Annotated in this window: 22 protein-coding genes and 1 tRNA gene; 13 read left to right on the top strand and 10 right to left on the bottom strand. The window is 64.2% G+C overall.

Going from position 1 to position 22849, the window contains the following annotated elements:
• Positions 1 to 5: 5 nt before the first annotated feature.
• Together JQ580_RS27000 and JQ580_RS26995 are read right to left on the bottom strand one after the other, a co-directional pair.
• Entirely contained in the window at positions 6 to 626 is a 621-nt protein-coding gene (locus JQ580_RS27000; protein ID WP_212283331.1) for a LysE family translocator, read from the bottom strand.
• A 182-nt stretch (positions 627 to 808) separates the two neighbouring features.
• The gene (locus JQ580_RS26995; RefSeq protein WP_212283329.1) at positions 809 to 2254 is read right to left on the bottom strand and encodes an LVIVD repeat-containing protein; all 1446 of its coding nucleotides are present in this window, start codon (positions 2252 to 2254) and stop codon (positions 809 to 811) included.
• Between the two features lie 115 nt (positions 2255 to 2369).
• On the opposite strand from JQ580_RS26995, the gene JQ580_RS26990 reads away from it, so the two are divergent.
• The 5 genes from JQ580_RS26990 to JQ580_RS26970 all read left to right on the top strand — a co-directional run bounded on the left by JQ580_RS26990 (position 2370) and on the right by JQ580_RS26970 (position 5255).
• Positions 2370 to 2684, top strand: coding sequence for an ArsR/SmtB family transcription factor (locus JQ580_RS26990; protein WP_212283521.1), 315 nt, complete (start codon positions 2370 to 2372; stop codon positions 2682 to 2684).
• Positions 2677 to 3147, top strand: coding sequence for an SRPBCC family protein (locus tag JQ580_RS26985; protein WP_212283327.1), 471 nt, complete (start codon positions 2677 to 2679; stop codon positions 3145 to 3147). Before JQ580_RS26990 ends, JQ580_RS26985 begins: the two co-directional genes overlap by 8 nt.
• Entirely contained in the window at positions 3144 to 3656 is a 513-nt protein-coding gene (locus JQ580_RS26980; RefSeq protein WP_212283325.1) for an SRPBCC family protein, read from the top strand. The genes JQ580_RS26985 and JQ580_RS26980 overlap by 4 nt, the downstream gene beginning before the upstream one ends.
• Positions 3657 to 4257: 601 nt before the next feature.
• The gene (locus tag JQ580_RS26975; protein WP_212283323.1) at positions 4258 to 5064 is read left to right on the top strand and encodes a transglutaminase-like domain-containing protein; all 807 of its coding nucleotides are present in this window, start codon (positions 4258 to 4260) and stop codon (positions 5062 to 5064) included.
• Positions 5064 to 5255 (top strand): hypothetical protein, encoded by a 192-nt coding sequence (locus JQ580_RS26970; RefSeq protein ID WP_212283321.1) that lies wholly within the window; start codon positions 5064 to 5066, stop codon positions 5253 to 5255. The genes JQ580_RS26975 and JQ580_RS26970 overlap by 1 nt, the downstream gene beginning before the upstream one ends.
• A 28-nt stretch (positions 5256 to 5283) precedes the next feature.
• Here JQ580_RS26970 and JQ580_RS26965 read toward each other — a convergent pair whose 3' ends face one another.
• On the bottom strand, positions 5284 to 6057 hold the full coding sequence (locus JQ580_RS26965) for a DUF2189 domain-containing protein (protein ID WP_212283319.1): 774 nt from the start codon (positions 6055 to 6057) through the stop codon (positions 5284 to 5286).
• Positions 6058 to 6297: 240 nt separating this feature from the next.
• Between JQ580_RS26965 and JQ580_RS26960 the strand changes: the two genes are divergently transcribed.
• Entirely contained in the window at positions 6298 to 8526 is a 2229-nt protein-coding gene (locus JQ580_RS26960; RefSeq protein WP_212283317.1) for an ATP-binding protein, read from the top strand.
• 43 nt (positions 8527 to 8569) lie between these two features.
• Here JQ580_RS26960 and JQ580_RS26955 read toward each other — a convergent pair whose 3' ends face one another.
• The 4 genes from JQ580_RS26955 to JQ580_RS26940 form a co-directional block, all read right to left on the bottom strand.
• A complete protein-coding gene (locus JQ580_RS26955) occupies positions 8570 to 10180 on the bottom strand; it encodes an acyl-CoA synthetase (RefSeq protein WP_212283519.1) in 1611 nt (536 codons plus the stop codon).
• Between the two features lie 130 nt (positions 10181 to 10310).
• Positions 10311 to 11447, bottom strand: coding sequence for an epoxide hydrolase family protein (locus JQ580_RS26950; protein ID WP_212283316.1), 1137 nt, complete (start codon positions 11445 to 11447; stop codon positions 10311 to 10313).
• Positions 11448 to 11577: 130 nt separating this feature from the next.
• Complete coding sequence (locus JQ580_RS26945; RefSeq protein WP_212283314.1) at positions 11578 to 12033, bottom strand: GatB/YqeY domain-containing protein; 456 nt, start codon at positions 12031 to 12033, stop codon at positions 11578 to 11580.
• A gap of 59 nt (positions 12034 to 12092) precedes the next feature.
• Positions 12093 to 12794 (bottom strand): alpha/beta fold hydrolase, encoded by a 702-nt coding sequence (locus tag JQ580_RS26940; protein WP_212283312.1) that lies wholly within the window; start codon positions 12792 to 12794, stop codon positions 12093 to 12095.
• A gap of 146 nt (positions 12795 to 12940) precedes the next feature.
• Here JQ580_RS26940 and carA point away from each other — a divergent pair, with 146 nt between their 5' ends.
• A complete protein-coding gene (gene carA, locus JQ580_RS26935; protein ID WP_212283310.1) occupies positions 12941 to 14131 on the top strand; it encodes a glutamine-hydrolyzing carbamoyl-phosphate synthase small subunit in 1191 nt (396 codons plus the stop codon).
• 42 nt (positions 14132 to 14173) lie between these two features.
• Here carA and JQ580_RS26930 read toward each other — a convergent pair whose 3' ends face one another.
• Positions 14174 to 14389 (bottom strand): hypothetical protein, encoded by a 216-nt coding sequence (locus JQ580_RS26930; RefSeq protein WP_094895092.1) that lies wholly within the window; start codon positions 14387 to 14389, stop codon positions 14174 to 14176.
• 146 nt (positions 14390 to 14535) lie between these two features.
• On the opposite strand from JQ580_RS26930, the gene JQ580_RS26925 reads away from it, so the two are divergent.
• Positions 14536 to 15081 carry a cupin domain-containing protein gene (locus tag JQ580_RS26925; protein ID WP_212283308.1) on the top strand — a complete coding sequence of 182 codons (546 nt, stop codon included), beginning with the start codon at positions 14536 to 14538 and terminating at the stop codon, positions 15079 to 15081.
• A 92-nt stretch (positions 15082 to 15173) separates the two neighbouring features.
• Here the strand turns inward: JQ580_RS26925 and JQ580_RS26920 are convergent, their stop codons facing one another.
• A complete protein-coding gene (locus tag JQ580_RS26920; RefSeq protein ID WP_212283306.1) occupies positions 15174 to 15698 on the bottom strand; it encodes a Dps family protein in 525 nt (174 codons plus the stop codon).
• Positions 15699 to 15802: 104 nt separating this feature from the next.
• Here JQ580_RS26920 and JQ580_RS26915 point away from each other — a divergent pair, with 104 nt between their 5' ends.
• Together JQ580_RS26915 and JQ580_RS26910 are read left to right on the top strand one after the other, a co-directional pair.
• Positions 15803 to 16504 (top strand): class I SAM-dependent methyltransferase, encoded by a 702-nt coding sequence (locus JQ580_RS26915; protein WP_212283305.1) that lies wholly within the window; start codon positions 15803 to 15805, stop codon positions 16502 to 16504.
• 54 nt (positions 16505 to 16558) lie between these two features.
• A tRNA-OTHER gene (locus tag JQ580_RS26910) sits at positions 16559 to 16634 on the top strand.
• A gap of 93 nt (positions 16635 to 16727) precedes the next feature.
• Here JQ580_RS26910 and JQ580_RS26905 read toward each other — a convergent pair.
• Entirely contained in the window at positions 16728 to 17099 is a 372-nt protein-coding gene (locus JQ580_RS26905; RefSeq protein ID WP_212283303.1) for an ArsR/SmtB family transcription factor, read from the bottom strand.
• Positions 17100 to 17210: 111 nt separating this feature from the next.
• On the opposite strand from JQ580_RS26905, the gene JQ580_RS26900 reads away from it, so the two are divergent.
• The 3 genes from JQ580_RS26900 (at position 17211) to greA (ending at position 22690) form a co-directional block, all read left to right on the top strand.
• Complete coding sequence (locus tag JQ580_RS26900) at positions 17211 to 18380, top strand: MFS transporter (protein ID WP_212283301.1); 1170 nt, start codon at positions 17211 to 17213, stop codon at positions 18378 to 18380.
• A 144-nt stretch (positions 18381 to 18524) separates the two neighbouring features.
• A complete protein-coding gene (gene carB, locus JQ580_RS26895) occupies positions 18525 to 21989 on the top strand; it encodes a carbamoyl-phosphate synthase large subunit (protein WP_212283299.1) in 3465 nt (1154 codons plus the stop codon).
• 227 nt (positions 21990 to 22216) lie between these two features.
• The gene (gene greA / locus JQ580_RS26890; protein ID WP_007596674.1) at positions 22217 to 22690 is read left to right on the top strand and encodes a transcription elongation factor GreA; all 474 of its coding nucleotides are present in this window, start codon (positions 22217 to 22219) and stop codon (positions 22688 to 22690) included.
• The last annotated feature ends 159 nt before the right edge of the window (positions 22691 to 22849 follow it).

Raw genomic sequence — 22849 nt, 5'->3', positions numbered from 1 at the left:
AGCGGTTATTTTGCCCGCGTCAGCGCCAGCCATATGCCGCCGCCGATCATGAAGCCGCCGGAGATACGCGACATCATGCGGGTACGGCGAGCCGAGAAGAATTTTCGCGCGCGGCCTGCCGCGATGGCGTAGAGCGCATCGGTCATCACGGCGGTGACCATGAAGGTCGCGCCCAGCAGGGCGACTTGCGGAAAGTGCGGCTGGTTCATGTCCATGAACTGCGGGATGAAGGCGCCGAAGAACACCAGCACCTTCGGGTTCGACAGCAGCACCAGGAAGCCCTGCAGGAAGAAGCCGCCGCGCGGCGGCAACGGCGGCTCGTCGACATTGACGCCCTCGACCGGCGCCCAGATCAGCTTGATGCCGAGCCAGACCAGATAGGCAGCGCCCGCAAACCGCACCCAGTCGAACCAGTAGCCCATGGTCGCCATCAACGAGGTCAGGCCGACCGCGACGATGCCGATGACGATGGCAAGCCCGGCTTGCGCGCCCGCCACATTGGTGAGCGCGGCACGCGTGCCGTGACGCAGGCCGTTGGCGATGACGAGGGTGACGATCGGCCCCGGCAGCAACGCCAGCGCAATGCAGGCGGCGAGGAAGGCGAAATAGGCTTGCATGGACATCATGGGGAGGACTCGGCTCGTGGCGGCTTGCGGGTATTAATGCATGGGACGGGCGGGAACGGAAGCTGGATGAGCGCAACGTCTACGCCTCATCACGGGTGTCATCCCGCCTTCGCGAGGAATGACAAAGGAGAATGCGGTCGCGGGCATACGGCATCGACGCCTCATCGCCTCGCTCTGCATCGTCAATTCCTCGGCAGCCCGGCGGCGGCGCGTGCCGCCCCGGTCAGCTCCAGGATATGCAGGCCGGTATTGGCGCGGTCGACGATGTAGATGTAGCCGCGGTCGTCGGTCTCGACATTGTTGGTCTGGATCGCGACCTTGCAGCGCTCACCGCCCTCGATCGGGATGCAGCGCTTGTCGGTCGCGGCCGTGATCGAAGGAATGAAATGGCCGACTTCCTTCGGGTGATAGGGATCGCGGATGTCGAGCGCGCGCACGCCGGCATTGAAGAAGGCGATGAAGGCCATCTTCTTGTAATAGACCGGCGCCATGCTCTCGTTGGAGGAATGCGCGCCGAACCGGCCGCCGCGCTGGCAGAACCGCCCGCTAGCCTCCGGCACGGTGTAGCTCGAGATCATCATCGGCCGCGTCTCGGTGGTGACGTCGGCGAACCACACCATCTGCCGCGCCTCCCCGCATTCGTTCAGGATGGCTTCGTTCACGATCATCACGATGTCGCGGGTCTTGCCGTCCTTGTCCTCGGCGAATTCGGCGATGGGCATGTCGAGCATCGGAAACGTCGTATGCGCGCCGTTGAAGGCCGACATCCGCAGGCGCGAAATCTCGGGATAGCGCAGATTGTCCGGCGTCGGCTCCTTCGCCCCGCTCAGCAGCTTGTCGCGGTCGACGATCTGCAAGAGGCCGTCCGTGTCGGTGCCGTAACCGAAATAGACGCGGTTGCCATTGGGCCCGGTCGAGATCGGCCCGTGCAGCTCGGTCGGCACCGCGCCGGTCGAACCCGGCTCCTGACCGGGCAGTCCGAAGTCGCGGATCTTCTGCGGGCGCGCCGGATCGGAGAGATCGTAGATCTGCGTCATGCGCCGGGTGCGCCAGTCCGGCGCGCCCGAGACCAGATAGGCAATGCCGGTGTCGCATTCCCACCAGCTCTTATGCGTGTCCTTCAGGCCGCCGATGCGCGTGATGAGCACCGGGCTGGCGGGATCGCTGACGTTCCAGATTTCATGCGCCTCGCTGCCGAAGGTGCGCAGCATGTAGACCGCGTTGGGCTCGCCTTTCGGCAACGCCTTTCCGTCGCAGACCCGCACCATCTGCGCGCCGCCGGATTCGTACTTGCCTTCCTGTCCCGGCAGATGCCGCAGATATTTCGGACGCGCGGGATCGGTGACGTCGACGATGGAGGTTCCGTTCGGCTCGGCCTTTCCCGTCATCGGATTGAAGGGCGCGGGCACATCATCGGTGCCGCCGTGATGGCCGATATAGGCGATCCAGCGATTGCCCTGGTGATGGATGGTCGGCTGATAGGCGCTGCGGGCCTGGAGATCGTTGCTGCCGACGAGCTTCATGTTGGAGGCTTCAGGCGGTGCGCCGACGGTTTGCTGCTGCGCCTCGGCCGCGGTGCTGCACGCGAAGAGAACGAGGGCGGCAGCAGTCAAGACGCAGCGGACCATCAATGTCTCCCGGAACCCATCTGTGCTGGCTGAGCTTCAACGGTAACACAGCCGAATGCGTACGCCAAAGACATCATCTTGACGTGCAACCATTTGGTTGTCTATTATGCCGATCATGGATGAGGTCTTCAAAGCGCTCGCCGATGCGTCACGACGATCGCTGCTCGACAGGCTTCACGCCAGGAACGGCCAGACGCTGAACGAGCTCTGCGACGGCCTTGCAATGACGCGGCAGGCCGTGACCAAGCACCTTGCGATTTTGGAGGAGGCCAATCTCGTCACCACCTTCAGGCACGGCCGCGAGAAGCTGCACTACCTCAACCCGGTGCCGATCCATCAGATCGGCGAACGCTGGATCAGGAAATTCGAGCGCGGCAAGCTGGCCGCACTCAGCGAGTTGAAACGCCAGTTGGAGAAGCGTGATGAGTAAGCCGGAATTCGTCTATGTGACCTACATCGAGACCACGCCGGAAAAGCTGTGGGAGGCGCTGACGTCGAGTGAATTCACCAGGCAATACTGGTTCGGCGCCGAGGTCCGCTCCGACTGGAAAGTCGGCTCACCCTTTGCGCTCACGCTCGATGGCGAGGTCACCGACTCCGGCCAGATCCTCGAAGCAGATCCGCCGCGGCTTCTGTCCTACAGCTTCAAGCACCGGAAGTTCGAAGAATTGCGCGGCGAGCCGATCTCGCGCGTGGTCTTCACCATCGAGCCGTTCGGCGCGCTCGTGCGCCTGACCGTGTTGCATGACGGCTTCGTCGAGGGCGGCAAATATCTCGGCGCCGTCTCCAATGGCTGGCCGGCGATCCTGTCCGGGCTCAAGAGCCTGCTGGAGAGAGGCAAAGTGCTCGCCATTCCGCGCGCCGCGCTCAACAAGGGATTCGACGCAAAATGAACCTCGACCAATTCAAGCCGCTCACGGTCTACACCATCTACATCGCGTCCACGCCGGAGAAGGTCTGGGCGGCGCTGACCTCGGCCGAGTTCAGCCGTCAATACTTCTCGGGTTTTGCGGTGGAGATGGAGCCGAAGCTCGGCGGCAGCTTCATCGTGCGCGCGCCTGACGGCTCCGAGCATATCTCCGGCGAAGTCTTCGAATACGATCCGCCGAAGAAGCTCACCGTGAGCTGGAACGTCAATTGGCCCGACCTCGTCGCGAAGCTCGGCGCCACACTCGTCACCTACGAGATCGAGTCCGCAGGCGAAGCCGTCCGCCTGACCATGAGCGAACGCCACGACCGCGAGCTCGGCGACGACATCCTCGAAGGCGGTCGCACCGGCTGGCCCGCGATCCTGTCGGGGCTGAAGAGCCTGCTGGAGACGGGCACGGCGCCGCAGATCAAGATGGCACCGCCAGCGCGGATGCTGGCGGCGCTGAAGGCGATGGGGATCAAGACGCCGTAGCGTCCGGAATCTGTACCCTCACCGCTTCTTCTTCACAGGAGGCTGAATCTCGTCGATCCTGCGACGGCAATCCCCTTCCGAATCGTGCGGGCCCGAGACAAAGGTCCCGCTGACCTTGATGGCGTACCAGCCTGACTCCACGCCGAGCCGAAGTGCTTCGTCTGTTTTGACCTGGCGTGGCGAGAGAGCTTGTATCGGTTGAGTTTGCATCGGTGCTTTCGGTTGACGTTCGATCTCATATCGAACGAATGTGGAAATCTGTAACGCAGCCGTGGACGAGCCACGCCGCATCCAACTTGCTCGTAGGAACGGGCAATACCCGCAAAGATCGCCGTGACGACGGCGTGACGAACAGGCTCCGCCGGTGCGAGGAATGAGCCTCCGCGCGTGCAGCGTCGTGGCGCCACCTGTGCGCAGAGACGACCGCTCTTTCCGACATTCACGCACCGTGCGCGCAATCGCGGCAATTAGCTATCGTTTTCTCGTTCGCGCCGCGCTTTTGAGGTGCCAAATGCCGCTCCCGATCGAATAGGGCCGTGGAAGCCTTGTGTTCGACCGCTTCGTAGCCATCTTGAGAGCTCAGCCAAGGGAAAGTATTCGTATGAAGCTCCGCGTCGGGTTCGAGATGCTGTACGAGTTCCCGCAGCCGACGCCCATGATCATGGTGCTGGGCACGCACTTCACGCGCGCCTCCGACGTGATCGTGCCCGATCTGCTGACCACCAGCCCCGCCGTGACCATCAGTCCCTATCGCGACCTCTTCGGCAATTGGTGCAGCCGCCTCGTGGCGCCGGCCGGCAATTTCCGCCTTTTCGGAGACGGCGTCGTTCGCGACGGTGGCCTTCCCGACCCCGTGTTTCCGGAAGCGTGTCAGCATGCTGTCGAAGCGCTGCCAGCCGATACGCTGGTCTATCTGCTCGGCAGTCGCTACTGCGAGACCGATCGCCTGTCGGATATCGCATGGAAATTGTTCGAGCGGACGCCGCCCGGCTGGAAGCGGGTTCAGGCCATCTGCGATTTCGTTCATCGCCACATCACGTTCGGTTATGAGCACGCGCGCGCCACGAAGACGGCCCGGGAAGCTTACGACGAAGGCAAGGGCGTGTGCCGCGACTACGCCCATCTCGCCATCACATTCTGCCGCTGCATGAACATCCCGGCGCGTTATTGCACCGGCTACCTCAGCGACATCGGCACGCCGAAGCCCTGGGCTGCGGGAGATTTCGCCGGCTGGTTCGAGGCCTATCTCGGCGGAAGCTGGCACATGTTCGATCCGCGCAACAACACGCCGCGGATCGGCCGGGTGCTGATCGCGCAGGGACGCGACGCCTCCGACGTCCCCATCACTCAGACCTTCGGTCCGAACAAACTGCTCAATTTCAAGGTATGGACCGACGAGGTCGTCTGATGACGGACAGCACCGCCGCGCTCAGCGCCGACGAATTTGCGTCGCTAACCGAAATCGGCAAGGGCGAGGCGCAAGGCGACATTCCGCAGGCGCACGGCGAGCGCCTGGTCAACCTGGGTTATGTGATCAGGCGGCTTGGCGAACTCGAACTGACCTCCTCCGGCATTCGTCGCCTGGCAGCCGGCCAATAGTGCGCCGCCGCGACATCCGCCTCCCCTCTTACGCCACCGGCGCCACCAGCCGCCGATAGAGATGCCATGTCGCATGGCCTAGCACCGGCAGCGTTACGACCAGCCCGAGAAAGTACGGCAGCGCCGAGACGATCAGCAGCATCACGATCACGGCGGCCCATGTGATCATCGGCAACGGACTCGTCACCACCGCCCGCACGCTCGTCACCATCGCCGTCACGAAATCGACATCGCGGTCGAGCAGCAGCGGAAACGACACCACGGTCAGCGAGAACAGGATCAGCGACAACACCGCACCGACGGCATTGCCGATGCCGAGGAACAGCAGGCCTTCATTCGTGGTCAGCACCACGGTCATGAATTCCTGAAGGCTGGAGAACGAGGCGTGCAGACCGAGCAGCAGCGCGATCAGGAGCCGCACCTGGTACATCCAGACCACGAACACGAATAACGTCACGAACGCCATCCAGCCGATCTCGCTGCGCGAGCGCACGGCGGACCAGATCGCACCGAAGGAGACCGGCTCGCCGCGCTCACGGCGGCGGCTGATCTCGTAAAGGCCGATCGCCACGAACGGTCCGATCAGGGCGAAGCCTGCCGCCAGGGGATAAACGAGATAGACCATGCCGAAGGCCGTGAAGCACAACATGATGGCGATTCCGCCGGCGGCGTAGAGCCCGCCGAAGCAGAGACCGTAGAACGGCAGCGCCTGGAAATCGCGCAGGCCCTCGACCAGCGCCTCGGCGATGTCGGTCGCCGCGACGGGACGCACAACCGGATCGACCTTGCCCGAGATGGACATCAGCTTCCTCCACACGTCGGCGCGATCTTTCGTCGCGCGCTTGTAAGATATTAGCTCCGCCGCGCGCCGGCGCAACTTGATGCCGGCCGGCACGAGGCGTCGCAGCGAGGCGACAATGCTCGCGGTGCGAAATGCTTGACCGGTGGTGCATTTTGCCGCCAATGGCTATGGACTGGGCAGACGATCGTGCCGCAAATTGTACCTCCGAGCAGATACGCCTGAGAGCGGACCGCCTCACCGATGAGCCTGCGTACCCGGTTACTGATCCTCGTCATCGCCGCCATGCTCGTACCGGCAATCCTGGTCGGGCTGCGCTTCGTGCAGAATCGGGCCAGCGAAATCGACGCGGCGCTGGCCAATCTGGCCGCGTCCGCCGACGACATCGCCGCCGACCTCGACGAGAAGATCCAAGGCACCGCCCAGCTTCATTATGGGCTCGCCCGCGCCCGCGATCTCGACACGCGCGACAAGGCGGCGTGCTCGGCGTTTCTGTCCGATGTCCGCGAAGAATATCCGCAGTTCACGGGTATCCTGACCATCGATCCCGACGGCAGCCTGTTCTGTGACTCGCTGCGAACCAACCGCACGCTCGACCTGAACGACCGCGGCTATTTCAAACAGGTCAAGGGGCTTACGGGCGTCGTCGCGGTGGAGCCGGTGTTCGGCCGTCTCACCGGGCTTTCGGTGCTCCAGATCGCCTATCCCGTGCGATCGGAGACGGGCGCGCTGAAGTTCGTGCTGCTCGCGTCCTTCAACCTCAACAAATTCGTGGAGTTTCACGACAAGCGGCTGCTCGCCGAGAAGGACATCCTGCTCGTCGACGCCAAGGGGACAGTCCTGGCCGCCCCCAAAGGCGGCGGCTGGAGCGAGCCCGTCGGTGGGTCGATTGCCGGCTCCGACCTGTTTCGGTTTGCGGCAGCGCCCGATGGCGAGCCATTCCGGGAGATTACCGACCGCGAGGGCCGCACGCAGATCTGGGGTGTCGCCCGCTCGCCGTCGGTCCGCAAGGCCGGCCTCTACATCCTGGTCGGACGCTCCAAGGACAAGCTGGTCGCGGCGGCGAACCGCCGGCTGTACGAGGACGCGGCGATTCTCGGACTGGCCTCGCTGCTCCTGCTCGCCGGCCTGTGGATCCTCACGACCATGAGCATCGGCCGCCAAGTCGGGCGGCTCGCCACGATGGCGAAGAGGCTGGGGCGCGGCGATCTCAGCGCGCGCATTCCCGAGCCCCATCCGGGCGGCGAACTCGGCGGGTTGATGAACCTGCTCAACAGCACCGCCCAGTCACTCGAACAGCAGCGCGCCGCCATCGCCGATCTCAGCCACAAGCTCAGCCAGTCCCAGAAGATGGAAGCCATGGGCCAGCTCACCGGCGGCGTGGCGCACGATTTCAACAATCTGCTGACCGTCATTCTCGGCAATTCGGAGCACCTCGCCGACAGGCTTGCGGGCAACAAGGAATTGCGCCGGATCGCCGACGACATTGCCACCGCCGCCGAGCGCGGATCCGACCTGACGCAGAGCCTGCTCGCCTTCGCGCGCAAGCAGCCGCTGCGGCCGCGCGAGATCGACATCGCCGAGCAGGTGACCGGCATGAAGCAGCTGCTGCGCCGGACCCTGGGCGAGCACATCGAATCCAGCTTCACCTTCGCACCCGATCTCTGGCTCGCCAGCGTCGATCCCGGCCAGTTGGCGACCGCCGTGCTTAACCTCGTGCTCAACGCGCGCGATGCGATGCCCGACGGCGGCAAGCTGACGGTCGAGGCGGCCAACGCATCGCTCGGCACGTCCGATCTCGACGTCAATGGCGAGCCGAAGCCCGGCGACTACGTCATGCTGGCTGTGACGGATACCGGAGCCGGGATGAGCAGCGATGTCTTGGGACGCGCGTTCGAGCCGTTCTTCACCACCAAAGAGGTCGGCAAGGGGACCGGCCTCGGCCTGAGCATGGTCTACGGATTCGTGCAACAATCCGGCGGACTCGTGCAGATTCAGTCCGAACAGGGAGAGGGCAGTACCATCAGGCTGTTCTTTCCCCGTCTCGCGACACCGCCGGGCGAGGACCCGCGCCCTCCGCAGGCGACTGTCACACACGTGGGACACGAGACCATCCTGCTCGTCGAGGACGACGACATGGTGCGAGCCTATGTCGAGAACGAGCTCAGGGCGCTGGGTTACCGGGTCATCGCGACGTCGAACGGACCCGCAGCGATCGAGGTGCTGCGCCAGCCCGAGGACATCCAGTTGCTGTTCACCGACGTCGTGATGCCCGGCGGCATGTTCGGGCCGGAGCTTGCGAGGCAGGCAGCCGAGCTTCGGCCTGATCTCAAGGTGCTCTTCACCTCCGGCTACAGCCATGATCCGGTCAAGACGCCGGACGGACTCAACGCCCGCATTCTGACCAAGCCGTTCAAGCGTCAGGAGCTTGCCGCGATGCTCAGAGCCGCGCTCTCGGAGCCGTCGCGATGAATTCACCTATCTGCAACGGGGAGAGCTGATCCAGTGTCGCAAGCTAGCCCTTCGCCCGCAGCTCGCGCCGCAGCACCTTGCCGGTCGCCGTCATCGGCAGCGTCTCGGCAAACTCGACGAAGCGCGGATATTCATGCGCGGCGAGCTGCACCTTGACGAACTCCTGAATCTCGCGCGCCAGCGCGTCGGTGCCGGTAAAGCCCGGACGCAGCACGATCCAGGCCTTGATCGACTCGGTGCGGATCGGATCAGGAATGCCGACCACCGCGGCCATCGCCACCGAGGGATGTTTCATCAGCGTATGCTCGATCTCGGACGGACCGACACGATAGCCGGCGGTGGTGATGACGTCGTCCTCGCGGCTGACGTACCAGAAATAGCCGTCTTCGTCCTGCACGCCGAGATCGCCGGTGAGCAGGAATTCGCCGGCATATTTCTTCGCCGTCGCCTCCGGATTGCGCCAGTATTCCAGCATGGTGACCGGGCACGGCTGGCGCACGCCGATGATGCCGCGCTCGCCGCGCGGCAATTCCTCGCCCTTGTCGTTGACGATGCGAACGTCGAAGCCCGGCGTCGCCTTGCCCATCGATCCCGGGCGGATCGGGAACAAATTGGAGTTGCTGCCGATCACGAGATTGCACTCGGTCTGGCCGAACACTTCATGTGCATCGATGCCGAAAGTCTCGCGCACCCAGCCGAGCAGCTCGCCGCCGAGAGACTCGCCGCCGGTGAAGATGCTGCGCAGCCTGACGCCCGGATGCTTCACGCCGGCCTGTCGCATCAGCTTCAGCGCGGTCGGCGGCAGAAAGACGTTGCGGACGCCGAGGTCGGCCATCATCTGCATCGCCGCCTGCGGTTCGAATTTTCGCGCGCGATGGCCGACCAGAGGAATGCCGTGATACCAGAATGCGAGCAGGCCGTTGACGAGGCCGCCGATCCAGGCCCAGTCCGCCGGCGTCCACATGAGATCACCGTGCCTGGGCAGGAAGTTGTGGCACATCTCGACATTGGGCAGATGGCCGAGCACGACGCGGTGGGCATGCAGCGCGCCCTTTGGATTACCCGTCGTACCCGAGGTGTAGATGATCAGCGCGGGATCATCGCATGAGGTGTCCACGCGCGCGAAATCGGACGAAGCGGCCTTCAGCGCGTCCCAGAACGATGTCGTGCCGGCGGGCGCGCGCTCGCCGACGACATAGACATTCTTCAACTCCGGCAGGCGGTCGCGGATCTTGGAGAGCTTCTGCCAACCGCCCTCGTCGGTGACGATGGCCTTGGCTTGCGAGTTCGACAGGCGGAATTCCAGCGCGTCCTCGCCGAATAGCGCGAACAGCGGGATCGAGATCAGGCCGGAGCGGAACGCCGCCATATGCGCAACCGGCAACTCCACCGATTGCGACAGGAACACCGCGACGCGGTCGCCGCGGACCAGCCCATCCGCCTTCAGCACATTGGCAAAGCGCCGCGAAGCTTCGGCGACCTCGTCGAAGGTGGTGCGGCTGGTCGCACCGTTCTCGTCGACATAGATCAGCGCCAGGCGGCCGGTGCCGTCGGCATGCCGGTCGCAGCATGCCTCCGCCATGTTGAAACGCTCAGGAATGTCCCAGCGGAAATTGCGGACGAGCTCGTCGTAGGTCTTGGCTTCGGTGAGCATGGCTTGGTCGTTTCCCAGCAACTCCGTCAGGGCCGGGCTTGTCCCGGCCATCCACGTTCTTCTTGCTTTGGCGACACTCTAAAGCCGTGGATGTCCGGGACAAGCCCGGGCATGACGGCCGAGCGCGTAGCTACCGCAACGTCGCAAAGAACTTCCTGACATCGCGCAAGAACAGCTCGGGCTGCTCGAACGCGGCGAAATGGCCGCCCTTCTCCATCTCGTTCCAATGGGTGATGTGAGGGAAGTTCGGCTCCATCCAGCGCCGCACCGGCGTGATGATCTCCTTGGGAAATACGGCAACACCGGTCGGCACGTTCACCTTCGGTGTGGTGCGGCGTTTGCCAAAGCTTTCCCAGTAGAGCCGCGCCGAGGAAGTCGCGGTCTCCGTCGCCCAATAGAGCATGACGTTGTCGAGCAGCTCGTCACGGGTGAAAATGTTTTCGGGGTGGCCGTCGCAATCGGTCCATGCCCAGAATTTCTCCAGGATCCAGGCCGCTTGTCCGCTCGGCGAATCCGTCAGCGCGTAGCCGAGCGTCTGCGGGCGCGTCGACTGCTGCTTGGAGTAACCGGAGTCGAGATCGACATAATGCTTGAGGCCGGCGAGCGCGCGCTTCTCCTCCGCCGTCGGCTCGCCCTCCACCTTCGGCGTTGCGTTGAAGGCCAGAGTGATGTGGATGCCGGCGCAATGAGCGGGGTCCTGCGCGCCAAGCGATGTCGTCACCGCCGAGCCCCAGTCGCCGCCTTGCGCGCCATAGCGCGTATAACCCAGCCGGTCCATCAGCTTGGCCCAGGTCGCGGCGATGCGGTCGACGCCCCAGCCGGTGGTCCTGGGCTTGGCCGAGAAGCCGAAGCCCGGCAGGGAGGGACAGATCACGTGAAACGCATCGACGGGGTTGCCGCCATGCGCGGCCGGATCGACCAGCGGCGAGATCACCTTCTGGAATTCGACGATCGAGCCAGGCCAGCCATGTGTGATGATCAGCGGCAGCGCCGATGGCTCCTTCGAGCGCGCATGGATGAAGTGGATGTCGAGCCCGTCGATTTCGGTGGTGAATTGCTCAAAGCGATTGAGTTTCGCTTCGCGGGCACGCCAGTCGTAGCCACCAGCCCAGTAGGTGCAGATGTCCTGGATCCATTGCAGCGGCGCGCCCTGGCTCCAGTCGTCGACCAGCTCCGCCTCCGGCCAGCGGGTGCGGGCGAGACGCGACTTCAAATCGGAGAGGGTGTCGTCGCTGATGGCAATGCGGAATGGTTTGATGGCAGTCATCGGTTGCCTCCCCTTGTTCTTCTTGTCATTCCGGGGCGCGCGCAGCGCGAGCCCGGAATCCATTGATCAACAGAGATGGCGGCGTGACAGATTCCGGCATCGACGCCGAGCGTCGCCCCGGAATGACGACCTAGCTCGACAGCGCCGCCTTCACCAAGCCGCTGGCCTTCCCGAAATCCATCTGCCCGGCGTACTTCGCGCGCAGCACCGCGATCACCTTGCCCATGTCCTTCATGCCGGCGGCACCCGTCTCGGCGACCGCATCCGCGATCGCCTTCTTCACCTCGTCCTCGGCCATCTGCTTCGGCAGGTATGCCGAGATCACCGCGATCTCCTCGCGCTCCTGGGCTGCGAGCTCGGCGCGGCCGCCTTTTTCGTAGAGCTCGACCGACTCCTGCCGCTGCTTGATCATCTTCTGGAACACGCCAAGCAGATCGGCGTCCGAGAGCGGCGGCTTGCCCTGCCCGCGCGCGTCGATGTCTGCGTTCTTGATGGTCGAATTGACCATGCGCAGCGTGGACAGCTTGCGCTCGTCCTTGGCCTTCATGGCCTCCTTGACCGCATTGTTGATGTCGTCGCGCAACATGATCGTGATCCCTGTGAGTATCCGACGCCTGATCTAGGCCGTTCGCGGCCTTCAGACAACTAGCTTCCAAGCCATTCGGAGAGCGCGCGCACCGTCGCTTCCGGCTGTTCCGGCTGCGGCAGGTGTCCGCAGCGATCGAGGATCACGAGCCTTGCGCCGGGGATGCCCTCGGCCATCTCCTTCGAAAGCGCATTCGGGATGGTGCTGTCGGCATCGCCCGTGAGCACCAGCGTCGGGCATTTGATCGTTGCAAGCGTCGAGCGCGAATCCACCCGTGCGATGATCGCGGTCTGCTGCCGCAGATAGCCCTCCACGCCGACATCCTCATCCTGCGCATGCACCAGCTTGAGGATGTCGGAATCGTCGCGCCGTGACGGATGCACCAACTCCGGAAAGCTCTCCTCGCGGATCGCGCGAAGCTCGCCGCGTTTTGCGCGCTCCATCAGGCCGCGGCGGCGCGCGGTCGCCTCCGGCGTGTCGGGCCGCGCCTGGGTGTTGATCAGCGCGAGCTTGATCACCCGCTCGGGCGCCTGGCGCATGATCTCGAACGCGATGTAGCCGCCCATGGAATGGCCGGCGAGTGCAAAGCGCGGCGGCGCCTCGCTCAGGATGCGGCGGGCGATCGCCGCCATGCTGTCGTCGCGGATATGGTTGGCGACCATGACCGGGCCGAACCGCCATAGCGCCGGGATCAGGGGGGCATAGATCCGGGCCGAGGAGGCCAGCCCCGGAACCAGCACAATCGGGGTCGTCGGGTCCATTATTGCCTCGCAAGCCCGGGAATTTGCCGGAAATTGTGCGACCGAGCTTAAGTGCCGGGGACGGCCTGTCAAATATGCAAAAACGCATGTGAATCCGCCCTCTCCCGCTTTGACGGCAGCCCGCGCGAGGACTATGAAACGCGCTCATGACACAACATGACAACGATACCGCCTGGCCGGACCATAAACCGACCGCGCTCCTCGTGCTTGCCGACGGCACGGTGCTCGAAGGCTTCGGTCTCGGCGCCGAAGGCCACGCCGTCGGCGAGGTCTGCTTCAACACCGCGATGACCGGCTATGAGGAGATCCTCACCGATCCCTCCTATGCCGGCCAGCTCATCACCTTTACCTTCCCGCATATCGGCAACGTCGGCACCAACGACGAGGATATCGAGACGGTGAACATGGCGGCAACGCCGGGCGCGCGCGGCGTGATCCTGCGCACCGCGATCACCGATCCCTCCAACTATCGCGCCACCAAGCATCTCGACGCCTGGCTGAAAGCGCGCGGCATCATCGGCCTCTCCGGCATCGATACGCGTGCGTTGACCGCGCTGATCCGGTCAAAGGGCATGCCCAACGCCGTGATCGCGCACGCCAAAAACGGCGAGTTCGACCTGCATGGCCTGAAGGAAGAAGCGCGCGAATGGCCCGGCCTCGAGGGCATGGACCTCGTGCCGATGGTGACGAGCGGCCAGCGCTTCACCTGGGACGAGACGCCCTGGCTGTGGGACAAAGGCTTTGGCCGCCAGGACAAGGTCGAGTTCAACGTCGTCGCCATCGACTACGGCATCAAGCGTAACATCCTGCGCTTGCTCGCCGGCGTCGGCTGCAAGGTGACGGTGGTGCCGGCGACGACTTCGTCGGAAGACATTCTGGCAATGAAGCCGGACGGCGTGTTCCTGTCCAACGGTCCGGGCGATCCGGCCGCGACCGGCAAGTATGCCGTGCCCGTGATCCAGGACGTCATCAAATCGGGCACGCCGACCTTTGGCATCTGCCTTGGTCACCAGATGCTCGGCCTCGCCGTCGGCGCGAAGACGAAGAAGATGCACCAGGGCCATCACGGCGCCAACCATCCCGTCAAGGACGAGACCACCGGCAAGGTCGAGATCACCTCGATGAACCACGGTTTTGCCGTGGATGAGGCCACGCTGCCGAAGGGCGCGACGCAGACCCACATCTCGCTGTTCGACGGCTCCAATTGCGGCATCCAGCTCGACGGCAAGCCCGTGTTCTCGGTGCAGTATCATCCCGAGGCCTCGCCCGGTCCGCGCGACTCGCACTATCTGTTTCAGCGCTTCGCCGAATTGATGCGGCAGAAGAAGAGCGCTTAGGACGCAAGACCGCCCGGCGGATCAATCCGCCGGGGCCCGCCGTCACGGACGCATGAACATGAAGTCCGTGTCGGGATCGCAGTTCTCGGCGATGAAGCGCAGCTCGGCCTGAATGTCGGCGATCGACCGCGTCTCCAGATATTTCGAAATCACGAGACTGAGCAAAGCGCGGCAAACGGCTTCGTGCCCGAGGCCGGAGGTCTCCGCCTCGGCAACGGCCGCCGAAAAATGGCGCTGCGCAACGTCGGATGCGTACATGACGTTCCCTTTTTCTTTCGCTCGATGTGCGTGCCCGCCATTGGCCGCGCGTGCCTTGATCTCCGTCAATCCGGCTCGCGGACCGGCAGGAACAAACCGGGCGAGCATCGTCTTTATTTCGTGACCGTTGTGACCGGAGCCCCGCCATGTCTGCCGTCCGAGACAACGCCGAGCCGCTCGCCATCGTGTTCGAAGACGACGGGCTCGTGCCGAACAACATCCTTCCCTTCCTGGTCTATCAGGACGCGGTGAAGCTCGATCCCGCGCGACCTGAAGAGTCCATCGAAGATCTGTTCGCGGCAAACGGCTGGGGTGGCACATGGCGCAACGGCGTCTACGACTATCTGCATTATCACGCGACGGTTCACGAGGTGCTCGGCGTCGCGCGGGGAAGTGCTCGCGTCCGCTTCGGCGGCGACCACGGCCAGGAGCTCGAGATCAAGGCGGGTGATGTCGCGATCCTGCCAGCCGGCACCGGACATCAATGCATCAGGGCGAGCGACGATTTCTGCGTGATCGGCGCCTATCCGCCGGGCGGCAAGATGGAGATCACGCGCGCAACGCCGGAGAACCACGCCAGGGCGCTGAAGACGATTCCAGAGGTCGCGATGCCGCCGGCCGATCCGGTGACGGGAAAAAATGGAGCGTTGCCGAGATTGTGGCGAGCGGTAGCTACAAGCGCGGTGCCGTAGGGTGGATTAGCGCAGCGTAATCCACCTTTTCTGTTGCCGCGGTGAAAGACGTGGTGGGTTAGGCCTCGGGCTAACCCACCCTGCACATCCCACTACGCTTCGTTGCCGCCTTCCTGGCGCGTCGCCTCGAACAGGAACCACGTCCGGCGCTCGGTCTCGTCGATGAAGTTCTCGAGGAGGCTGGCGCTCGCCACGTCTTCGGCCTTGTCGCAGACGTCGTGCGCCTTGCGCATCGCGGCGGCGACATGCTTGTTGTCCTGCATCAATTCACGCAGCATCTCGCGCGGCGGGACGTAATCCTCGTTGTTGTCCTTGATGGTCTGGAGCTTTGCGATCTGGCTGATCGACTTCAGCGTGGTGCCGCCGATCTTGCGGACGCGCTCGGCGAGCTGGTCGGTGGTGGCGAAGATCTGGTCGGACTGCTCGTCGAGCAGCAGATGGTAGTCGCGGAAATGCCGGCCGCTGATGTGCCAGTGGAAATTCTTGGTCTTCAGATACAGCGCAAACGCGTCGGCCAGAAGCACGTTGAGCGCCTCCGAGACCTTCTTGACCCCGTCGGGCGACAGATCGGTGGGGGTATCGAGATCGGGCGAGACCTTGTTGCTGGTTTTGCTCACGGGGGACCTTCCTGTTAGGACGCGGACATTGACGGCGCGCCGTCGCACCCCTAACGCAAGGCGGGCAGCGCGGTTCCAAGATAGGAACCTCCGGGCGGGATACCATGGACGATTGGATCGATTATTACGACTCGACGCACACGATCTATGTCAGCAAGCTGCATCGCGACTTGCATTTCCAGATCATCGCCCGGGACATCATCGGCTACATCCCCTCGCCGGAGGCGACCGTGCTGGACTATGCCTGCGGCGAAGCGCTGTCGGCAAGCCAGGTGGCATCGGCTTGCGGCAAGCTGATCCTCGCCGAGCCCGCACCCGGCGTGCGCGGCAGGCTGATCGCGCGGTTTGCCCCGAACACGAAAATCCGCGTCCGCTCGCTCGACGACGTCCGCAAGATGCAGGACCAGTCGATCGACCTCGTCGTGATGAACTCGGTCGCGCAATACATGTCGCCCGACGAACTCGATGCCGCGCTCCGCACCATCAGGCGATTGCTGACGCCTTCCGGCAAGCTGGTGCTCGGCGACATCCTCCAGCCCAATGTCGGCATGTTCAGGGACGTCATGGCCCTGCTCGGCTTCGGCCTGCGCCACGGTTTCCTGAAGGACGCGCTGGTCGGTCTGATCAGCACCGCGCTGTCCGATTATCGTCATCTGCGCACGCGTATCGGGCTGCAGCGCTACAGCGAGGAGGAGATCACCGCGAAGCTGAGAGCGGCGGGGTTCGCGGTCCAGCGCGCCCACACCAATATCGGCCATAATCGCTGGCGCATGACCTTCATGGCGCGACCGCCGCTGGTTCGTTAAGCATAACAATCAGCCGTTGTGGCTTGTCTCACTGCAATCGGACATGATCGCCGTGGCCCGGTGGCGGAAGCGTCTACGCGAGGGCGGTGCAACGCTCTTCATCCTGGTTCAAATCCAGGCCGGGTCTCCACGCTTCGCCCTGCGGGGCTACGCGTGGCGCAGCCACACTTGACCCGAAGCGTTCCGGTGTAGCTGGAGCGCAGCCGGACTGCTCGCTCGAACCTCAACCCGCTTGAACCACGTCCCCCTCCGGCAGCAACTGAAGCCGCGCGGCATCCTTGCTCGCGGATTTGATCACCGCATCGAGCAGGCCGGGAAAACGCGCATCCAGATCCTCGCGGCGCAGCCGCATGAAGCGGTTGGTGCCGGCCACCCGCGTCAGCATCAGACCGCATTCGCGCAGCTTGGCGAAATGGTAGGCGAGGTTGGACTTGCCCGCGAGGCTGTAGAAATCGCCGCAGCAAAGCTCGCTGCTGACATGTTCCTGCCGGGCGAGCTGGTAGACGATCGCCAGTCGGATCGGATCGCTGAGGCAATCCAGAACCATCGGCAATTCGATCTGTTCACGGGTGGGATGAAGGGGTGTGCGGCTCATGATCCGGGAAACATAGCGAAGCGGCCGTAATGTTCAATAGTTCTTGAACCAATTGACAGGGATCCTCACACCCAATAGTTCAATAACCGTTGAACATAGGGATATCGTCCGATGAGCGTATTCTGGCTGGCCTTGGCGGCCTTCGCGATTGGCACCGAAGGCTTTGTGATTGCGGGACTTTTGCCAAGCATTGCATCTGATCTGCAGATTTCGGTCGCGGCCGCCGGGCAGTTGGTCACCGCCTATGCCCTCACCTACGCCGTGGGTTCGCCGATCCTGGCGGTGTCGCTGAACAATATCGACCGCCGCACCGTGCTGGCGCTGGCGCTGACCACCTTCATCGCCGGCAACCTCGCGGCCATGGTGGCCTCCAACTACGCCTTGCTACTGGTTTCGCGGATGCTGATGGCGCTGGGGTCCGGCCTGTGCATGCCGACGGCACTCGCCGTGTCGGTCGCGATCGCCTCGCCCGAACGGCGCGGTCGCGCCGTGGCGCTGGTGACCTCGGGCCTGACGGTGGCGACCGTCATCGGCGTCCCCATCGGCAATCTCGTCGGCAGCCTGTTCGGCTGGCGCGCGACGTTTGCCATGGTGGCCCTGATCGGCGCGGTCGCACTCGTCGCCCTCCTGTTCGGCCTGCCCCGCGGCTTGCCGCGCAACACGGCCTCGCTCGGCGAACGCCTGGCTGTGGCGCGTCACGGCCATGTCCTGACCGCGCTCGTGATCACGATCCGGTGGGCGCTCGGCGGCTTCACCGTGTTCACCTATTTCGCGGTCCCGCTGCATGGGCTGGGCTTCGATGCCTCGCAGATCAGCCTTGCCCTGCTGGTGTTCGGCGGCGCCGCCGCGATCGGGAACATGCTTGGCGGCTCCCTGGCCGACCGGCTGGGGACGCTGACGACCGCCGCCCTCGGGCTCGCCGGCATGGCCAGCGCCCTCGTCCTGCATTCCCTGGTCCTGAAGCTGATGCCCGGACAGGCGCATTATGCGGTGCTGGGCACCATCTTCCTCTGGGGCATCTCCGGCTGGGCATTCTATCCGGCCCAGGTTGCCAGCATCATCCGGATCGAGCCGCAGGCGTCGATGATCGCGCTGTCGCTCAACGCCTCCGCCATGTATCTCGGCTTCGCCATCGGCGGGGCGCTGGGCGGCGCGGTGCTGGCCACCCTGTCGCCGACCGACCTGGGCTGGATCGGCGGATCGAGCGTTGCGGCCTCACTTCTGGTGCATCTCGCCCGCGGCTGGCAGGCCCGGCCAAAACCGTTCAAAATTGCCGGTTGATGGGCGTTTTTCGGGGTTTCGCCGCTCCGGAATCTGGTCTAAGACCCACCCGCGCGCGAGGGAGACCCCCGCGCTCTCGGCCTCAGGGGACGCGCGGCAAGCGCGCCCTTTTTTTGTGCCCAAATTCCAGTCTGGCGAGAGTTGATGCCCAAACGAACAGACATCACCACCATCCTGATCATCGGCGCCGGTCCCATCGTGATCGGCCAGGCCTGCGAGTTCGACTATTCGGGCACCCAGGCGGTGAAGACGCTGAAGCAAGAGGGCTATCGCATCGTCCTCGTCAATTCCAATCCGGCCACGATCATGACCGATCCGGAATTGGCCGATGCGACCTATATCGAGCCGATCACGCCAGAGATCGTCGCCAAGATCATCGAGAAGGAACGTCATGTCATTCCGGGCGGCTTCGCGCTGCTGCCGACCATGGGCGGCCAGACCGCGCTGAACTGCGCGCTGTCGCTACGCCAGCAGGGCACGCTGGAAAAATTCGACGTCGAGATGATCGGCGCCACCGCCGACGCGATCGACAAGGCGGAGGACCGCCAGCTGTTCCGCGAGGCCATGACCAAGATCGGGCTCGAGACGCCGAAGTCTCGGCTCGCCAACGCCTCCGCCCTGAAGAAATCCTTCCGCGAGAAGTACCAGGCCGAACGCGCGAAGGCTTCCGGCGCAGCGCTCGAGGAGCTGGAACGGCAGTGGGCGCTGGGTGAGAGCGACCGCCGCAAGCGCTATCAGGAATACGCGATGGGACAGGCGATGATGGCGCTGTCCGAGATCGGACTGCCCGCGATCATCCGCCCCTCCTTCACCATGGGCGGCACCGGCGGCGGCATCGCCTACAACAAGGAAGAGTTCCTCGACATCATCGAGCGCGGCCTCGATGCGTCTCCGACCAACGAAGTGCTGATCGAAGAATCCGTGCTTGGCTGGAAAGAGTACGAGATGGAGGTGGTGCGCGACAAGAACGACAATTGCATCATCGTCTGCTCGATCGAGAACCTCGATCCGATGGGCGTGCACACCGGCGACTCCATCACGGTCGCGCCGGCGCTGACGCTGACCGACAAGGAATACCAGATCATGCGCGACGCCTCGCTGGCGGTGCTGCGCGAGATCGGCGTCGAGACCGGCGGCTCCAACGTGCAGTTCGGCGTCAATCCCGAGGACGGCCGCATGGTCGTGATCGAGATGAATCCGCGCGTGTCGCGCTCCTCCGCTCTGGCTTCGAAGGCCACCGGCTTTCCGATCGCCAAGGTCGCGGCGAAGCTCGCGGTCGGCTACACGCTCGACGAAATCGCCAACGACATCACCGGCGGCGCCACCCCGGCTTCGTTCGAGCCGACCATCGACTACGTCGTCACCAAGGTGCCGCGCTTCGCCTTCGAGAAATTCCCTGGCGCCTCCACCACGCTGACCACGTCCATGAAGTCGGTCGGCGAGGTCATGGCGATCGGCCGCACCTTCCAGGAAAGCCTGCAGAAGGCGCTGCGCGGGCTCGAGACCGGGCTCACCGGCCTCGACGAGATCGAGATCGAGGGTCTCGGCCGCGACGACGACAAGAACGCGATCCGCGCCGCGCTCGGCACGCCGACGCCGAACCGGATTCTCCAGGTCGCCCAGGCCATGCGGCTTGGCTGGTCGAACGAGGAGATCTTCAACTCCTGCAAGATCGACCCCTGGTTCCTCAGCGAGATGCGCGGCATCGTCGACATGGAGGAGAAGGTCCGCAAGAATGGCCTGCCGGGCAATGCCTTCGGCATGCGCACGCTCAAGTCCATGGGCTTCTCCGACGCGCGGCTTGCCGTAATCGCGCAGACGACCGAGGCCGAGGTGACGGCGAAGCGCCACGCGCTCGGCGTTCGCCCGGTCTACAAGCGCATCGACACCTGCGCGGCCGAATTCGCCTCGCCCACCGCCTACATGTATTCGACCTACGAAGCGCCCTTCGCGGGCGCCCCGGCGGACGAGAGCACTCCGTCCGACAAGAAGAAGGTCATCATTCTCGGCGGCGGCCCGAACCGCATCGGCCAGGGCATCGAATTCGACTATTGCTGCTGTCACGCCTGCTTTGCGCTGCATGATGCCGGCTACGAATCCATCATGGTCAACTGCAACCCGGAGACGGTGTCGACCGATTACGATACCGCCGACCGGCTCTATTTCGAGCCGCTCACCGCCGAGGACGTGCTGGAGATCATCGCCAAGGAGCGCAGCAACGGGACGCTGCACGGCGTGATCGTGCAGTTCGGCGGCCAGACCCCGCTGAAGCTCGCGCGTGCGCTGGAAGCCGCCGATGTGCCGATACTCGGCACCTCGCCCGACGCCATCGACCTCGCCGAAGACCGCGACCGCTTCAAGCGCGTGCTCGACAAGCTGCGTCTGAAGCAGCCCAAGAACGGCATCGCCTATTCGGTCGAGCAGGCTCGCCTTGTCGCGACCGATCTCGGCCTGCCGCTGGTGGTGCGCCCGTCCTATGTGCTCGGCGGCCGCGCCATGCAGATCATTCGGGAGGAAAACCAGCTCAGCGACTATCTGCTCGGCACCCTGCCGGAGCTGGTACCGGCCGACGTCAAGGCGCGCTACCCGAACGACAAGACCGGGCAGATCAACACGGTGCTCGGCAAGAACCCGCTGCTGTTCGACCGCTACCTCTCCGATGCCACCGAGATCGACGTCGACTGCCTCTGCGACGGCAAGGACACATTCATCGTCGGCATCATGGAGCACATCGAGGAAGCCGGCATCCATTCCGGCGATAGCGCCTGCTCGCTGCCGCCGCACTCACTCGACGCCAAGATGATCGAGGAGCTGGAGCGGCAGACCCGCGAGCTCGCCCTCGGCCTCGACGTCGTCGGCCTGATGAACGTGCAGTACGCCATCAAGGATGGCGACATTTACGTGCTCGAGGTCAACCCGCGCGCCTCGCGCACGGTGCCCTTCGTCGCCAAGGTGATCGGCACGCCGGTCGCCAAGATCGCCGCGCGCATCATGGCCGGCGAGAAGCTCGCCGACTTCAAGCTGAAGAAGGCGGACTTCAAGCATGTCGGCGTGAAGGAATCGGTATTCCCGTTCGCTCGCTTCCCGGGCGTCGATACCGTGCTTGGTCCCGAGATGCGCTCGACTGGCGAGGTCATGGGCATCGACCGATCCTTTGCGGTTGCGTTCGCCAAGAGCCAGCTCGGCGGCGGCACGCGGGTGCCGCGCAAGGGCACGGTGTTCGTCTCGGTGCGCGAGAGCGACAAGACCCGCATCGCCGAGGCCGTCCGCGAATTGCATTCGCTCGGCTTCAAGGTGCTGGCGACATCGGGCACGGCGCGCTTCCTGACCGACCAGGGCATCCCCACCGAAAAGGTGAACAAGGTGCTGGAGGGGCGGCCGCATATCGTCGACGCCATCACCAATGGCGACGTCCAGCTCGTCTTCAACACCACGGAAGGCCCGCAGGCGCTCGCCGACAGCCGATCGCTGCGGCGCGCGGCCCTCTTGCATAAAGTACCGTATTACACCACTCTTTCGGGGGCCGTGGCGGCCGCGCAGGGCATCCGCGCCTATCTCGGCGGAGACCTTGAGGTACGTACCCTGCAGAGCTACTTTTCGGAAACCTGATCGCGAGCGGCAGGCTGGGCCTCGAGGGGCTAAGCCATCCGCTAAGTGACTGGCAAGGAAGCCACAATGGCCGGAGGAACTGTCCGGCCATGGTGGTTGTTCTGTTCCGGCGCCAAGCCCACATAACGTTCCGGTGGCCGCCGTGTTCAGCGCCGGGAATACCGACGAATCAAGGTTTCCGCGCCCGCTGTTTGTGGGGGGCGCGTGACCGAAGGACGAGAGAAGAGATGGAAAAGGTTCCGATGACAGCGGGCGGCTTTGCCGCGCTCGGGGAAGAATTGAAGAAGCGCCAGTCCGAGGACCGTCCGCGCATCATCGAGCATATCGCTGAGGCGCGGTCGCACGGAGACCTGTCGGAGAACGCGGAATATCATGCCGCGAAGGAAGAGCAGTCCCACAATGAAGGCCGCATCGCCGAGCTCGAGGACAAGCTTGCGCGCGCCGATATCATCGACATCTCGAAACTGTCCGGCGACACCATCAAGTTCGGCGCCACTGTGACGCTGGTCGACGAGGACACCGAGAAGAAGACGGTGTGGCAGATCGTCGGCGAGGTCGAGGCCGACGCCAAGAAGGGCCGCATCTCCATCACCTCGCCGCTCGCCCGCGCGCTGATCGGCAAGAAGAAGGGTTCGACCGTCGAGGTCAACGCTCCCGGCGGCGCCAAGGCGTATGAGATCACCAAGGTGGAGTGGCGGTAAGCATTTGCCGCTGCGCCGACGTTCGAAAAAGGCCGCGCCCAGCGCGGCCTTTTTGTTTCGGCGTGTTGCTTGCGTGAGCAGCGCTCTCTCCTCGTCATTGAGCGAAGCTAAGCAATCCAGACTGTCGCCGCGGAAAGATTTGGATTGCTTCGCTGCGCT

The sequence above is a fragment of the Bradyrhizobium sp. SZCCT0148 genome, assembly GCF_018129985.1.
GTDB lineage: Bacteria > Pseudomonadota > Alphaproteobacteria > Rhizobiales > Xanthobacteraceae > Bradyrhizobium > Bradyrhizobium japonicum_H.
This window is presented reverse-complemented; position numbering and strand designations above follow the sequence as displayed.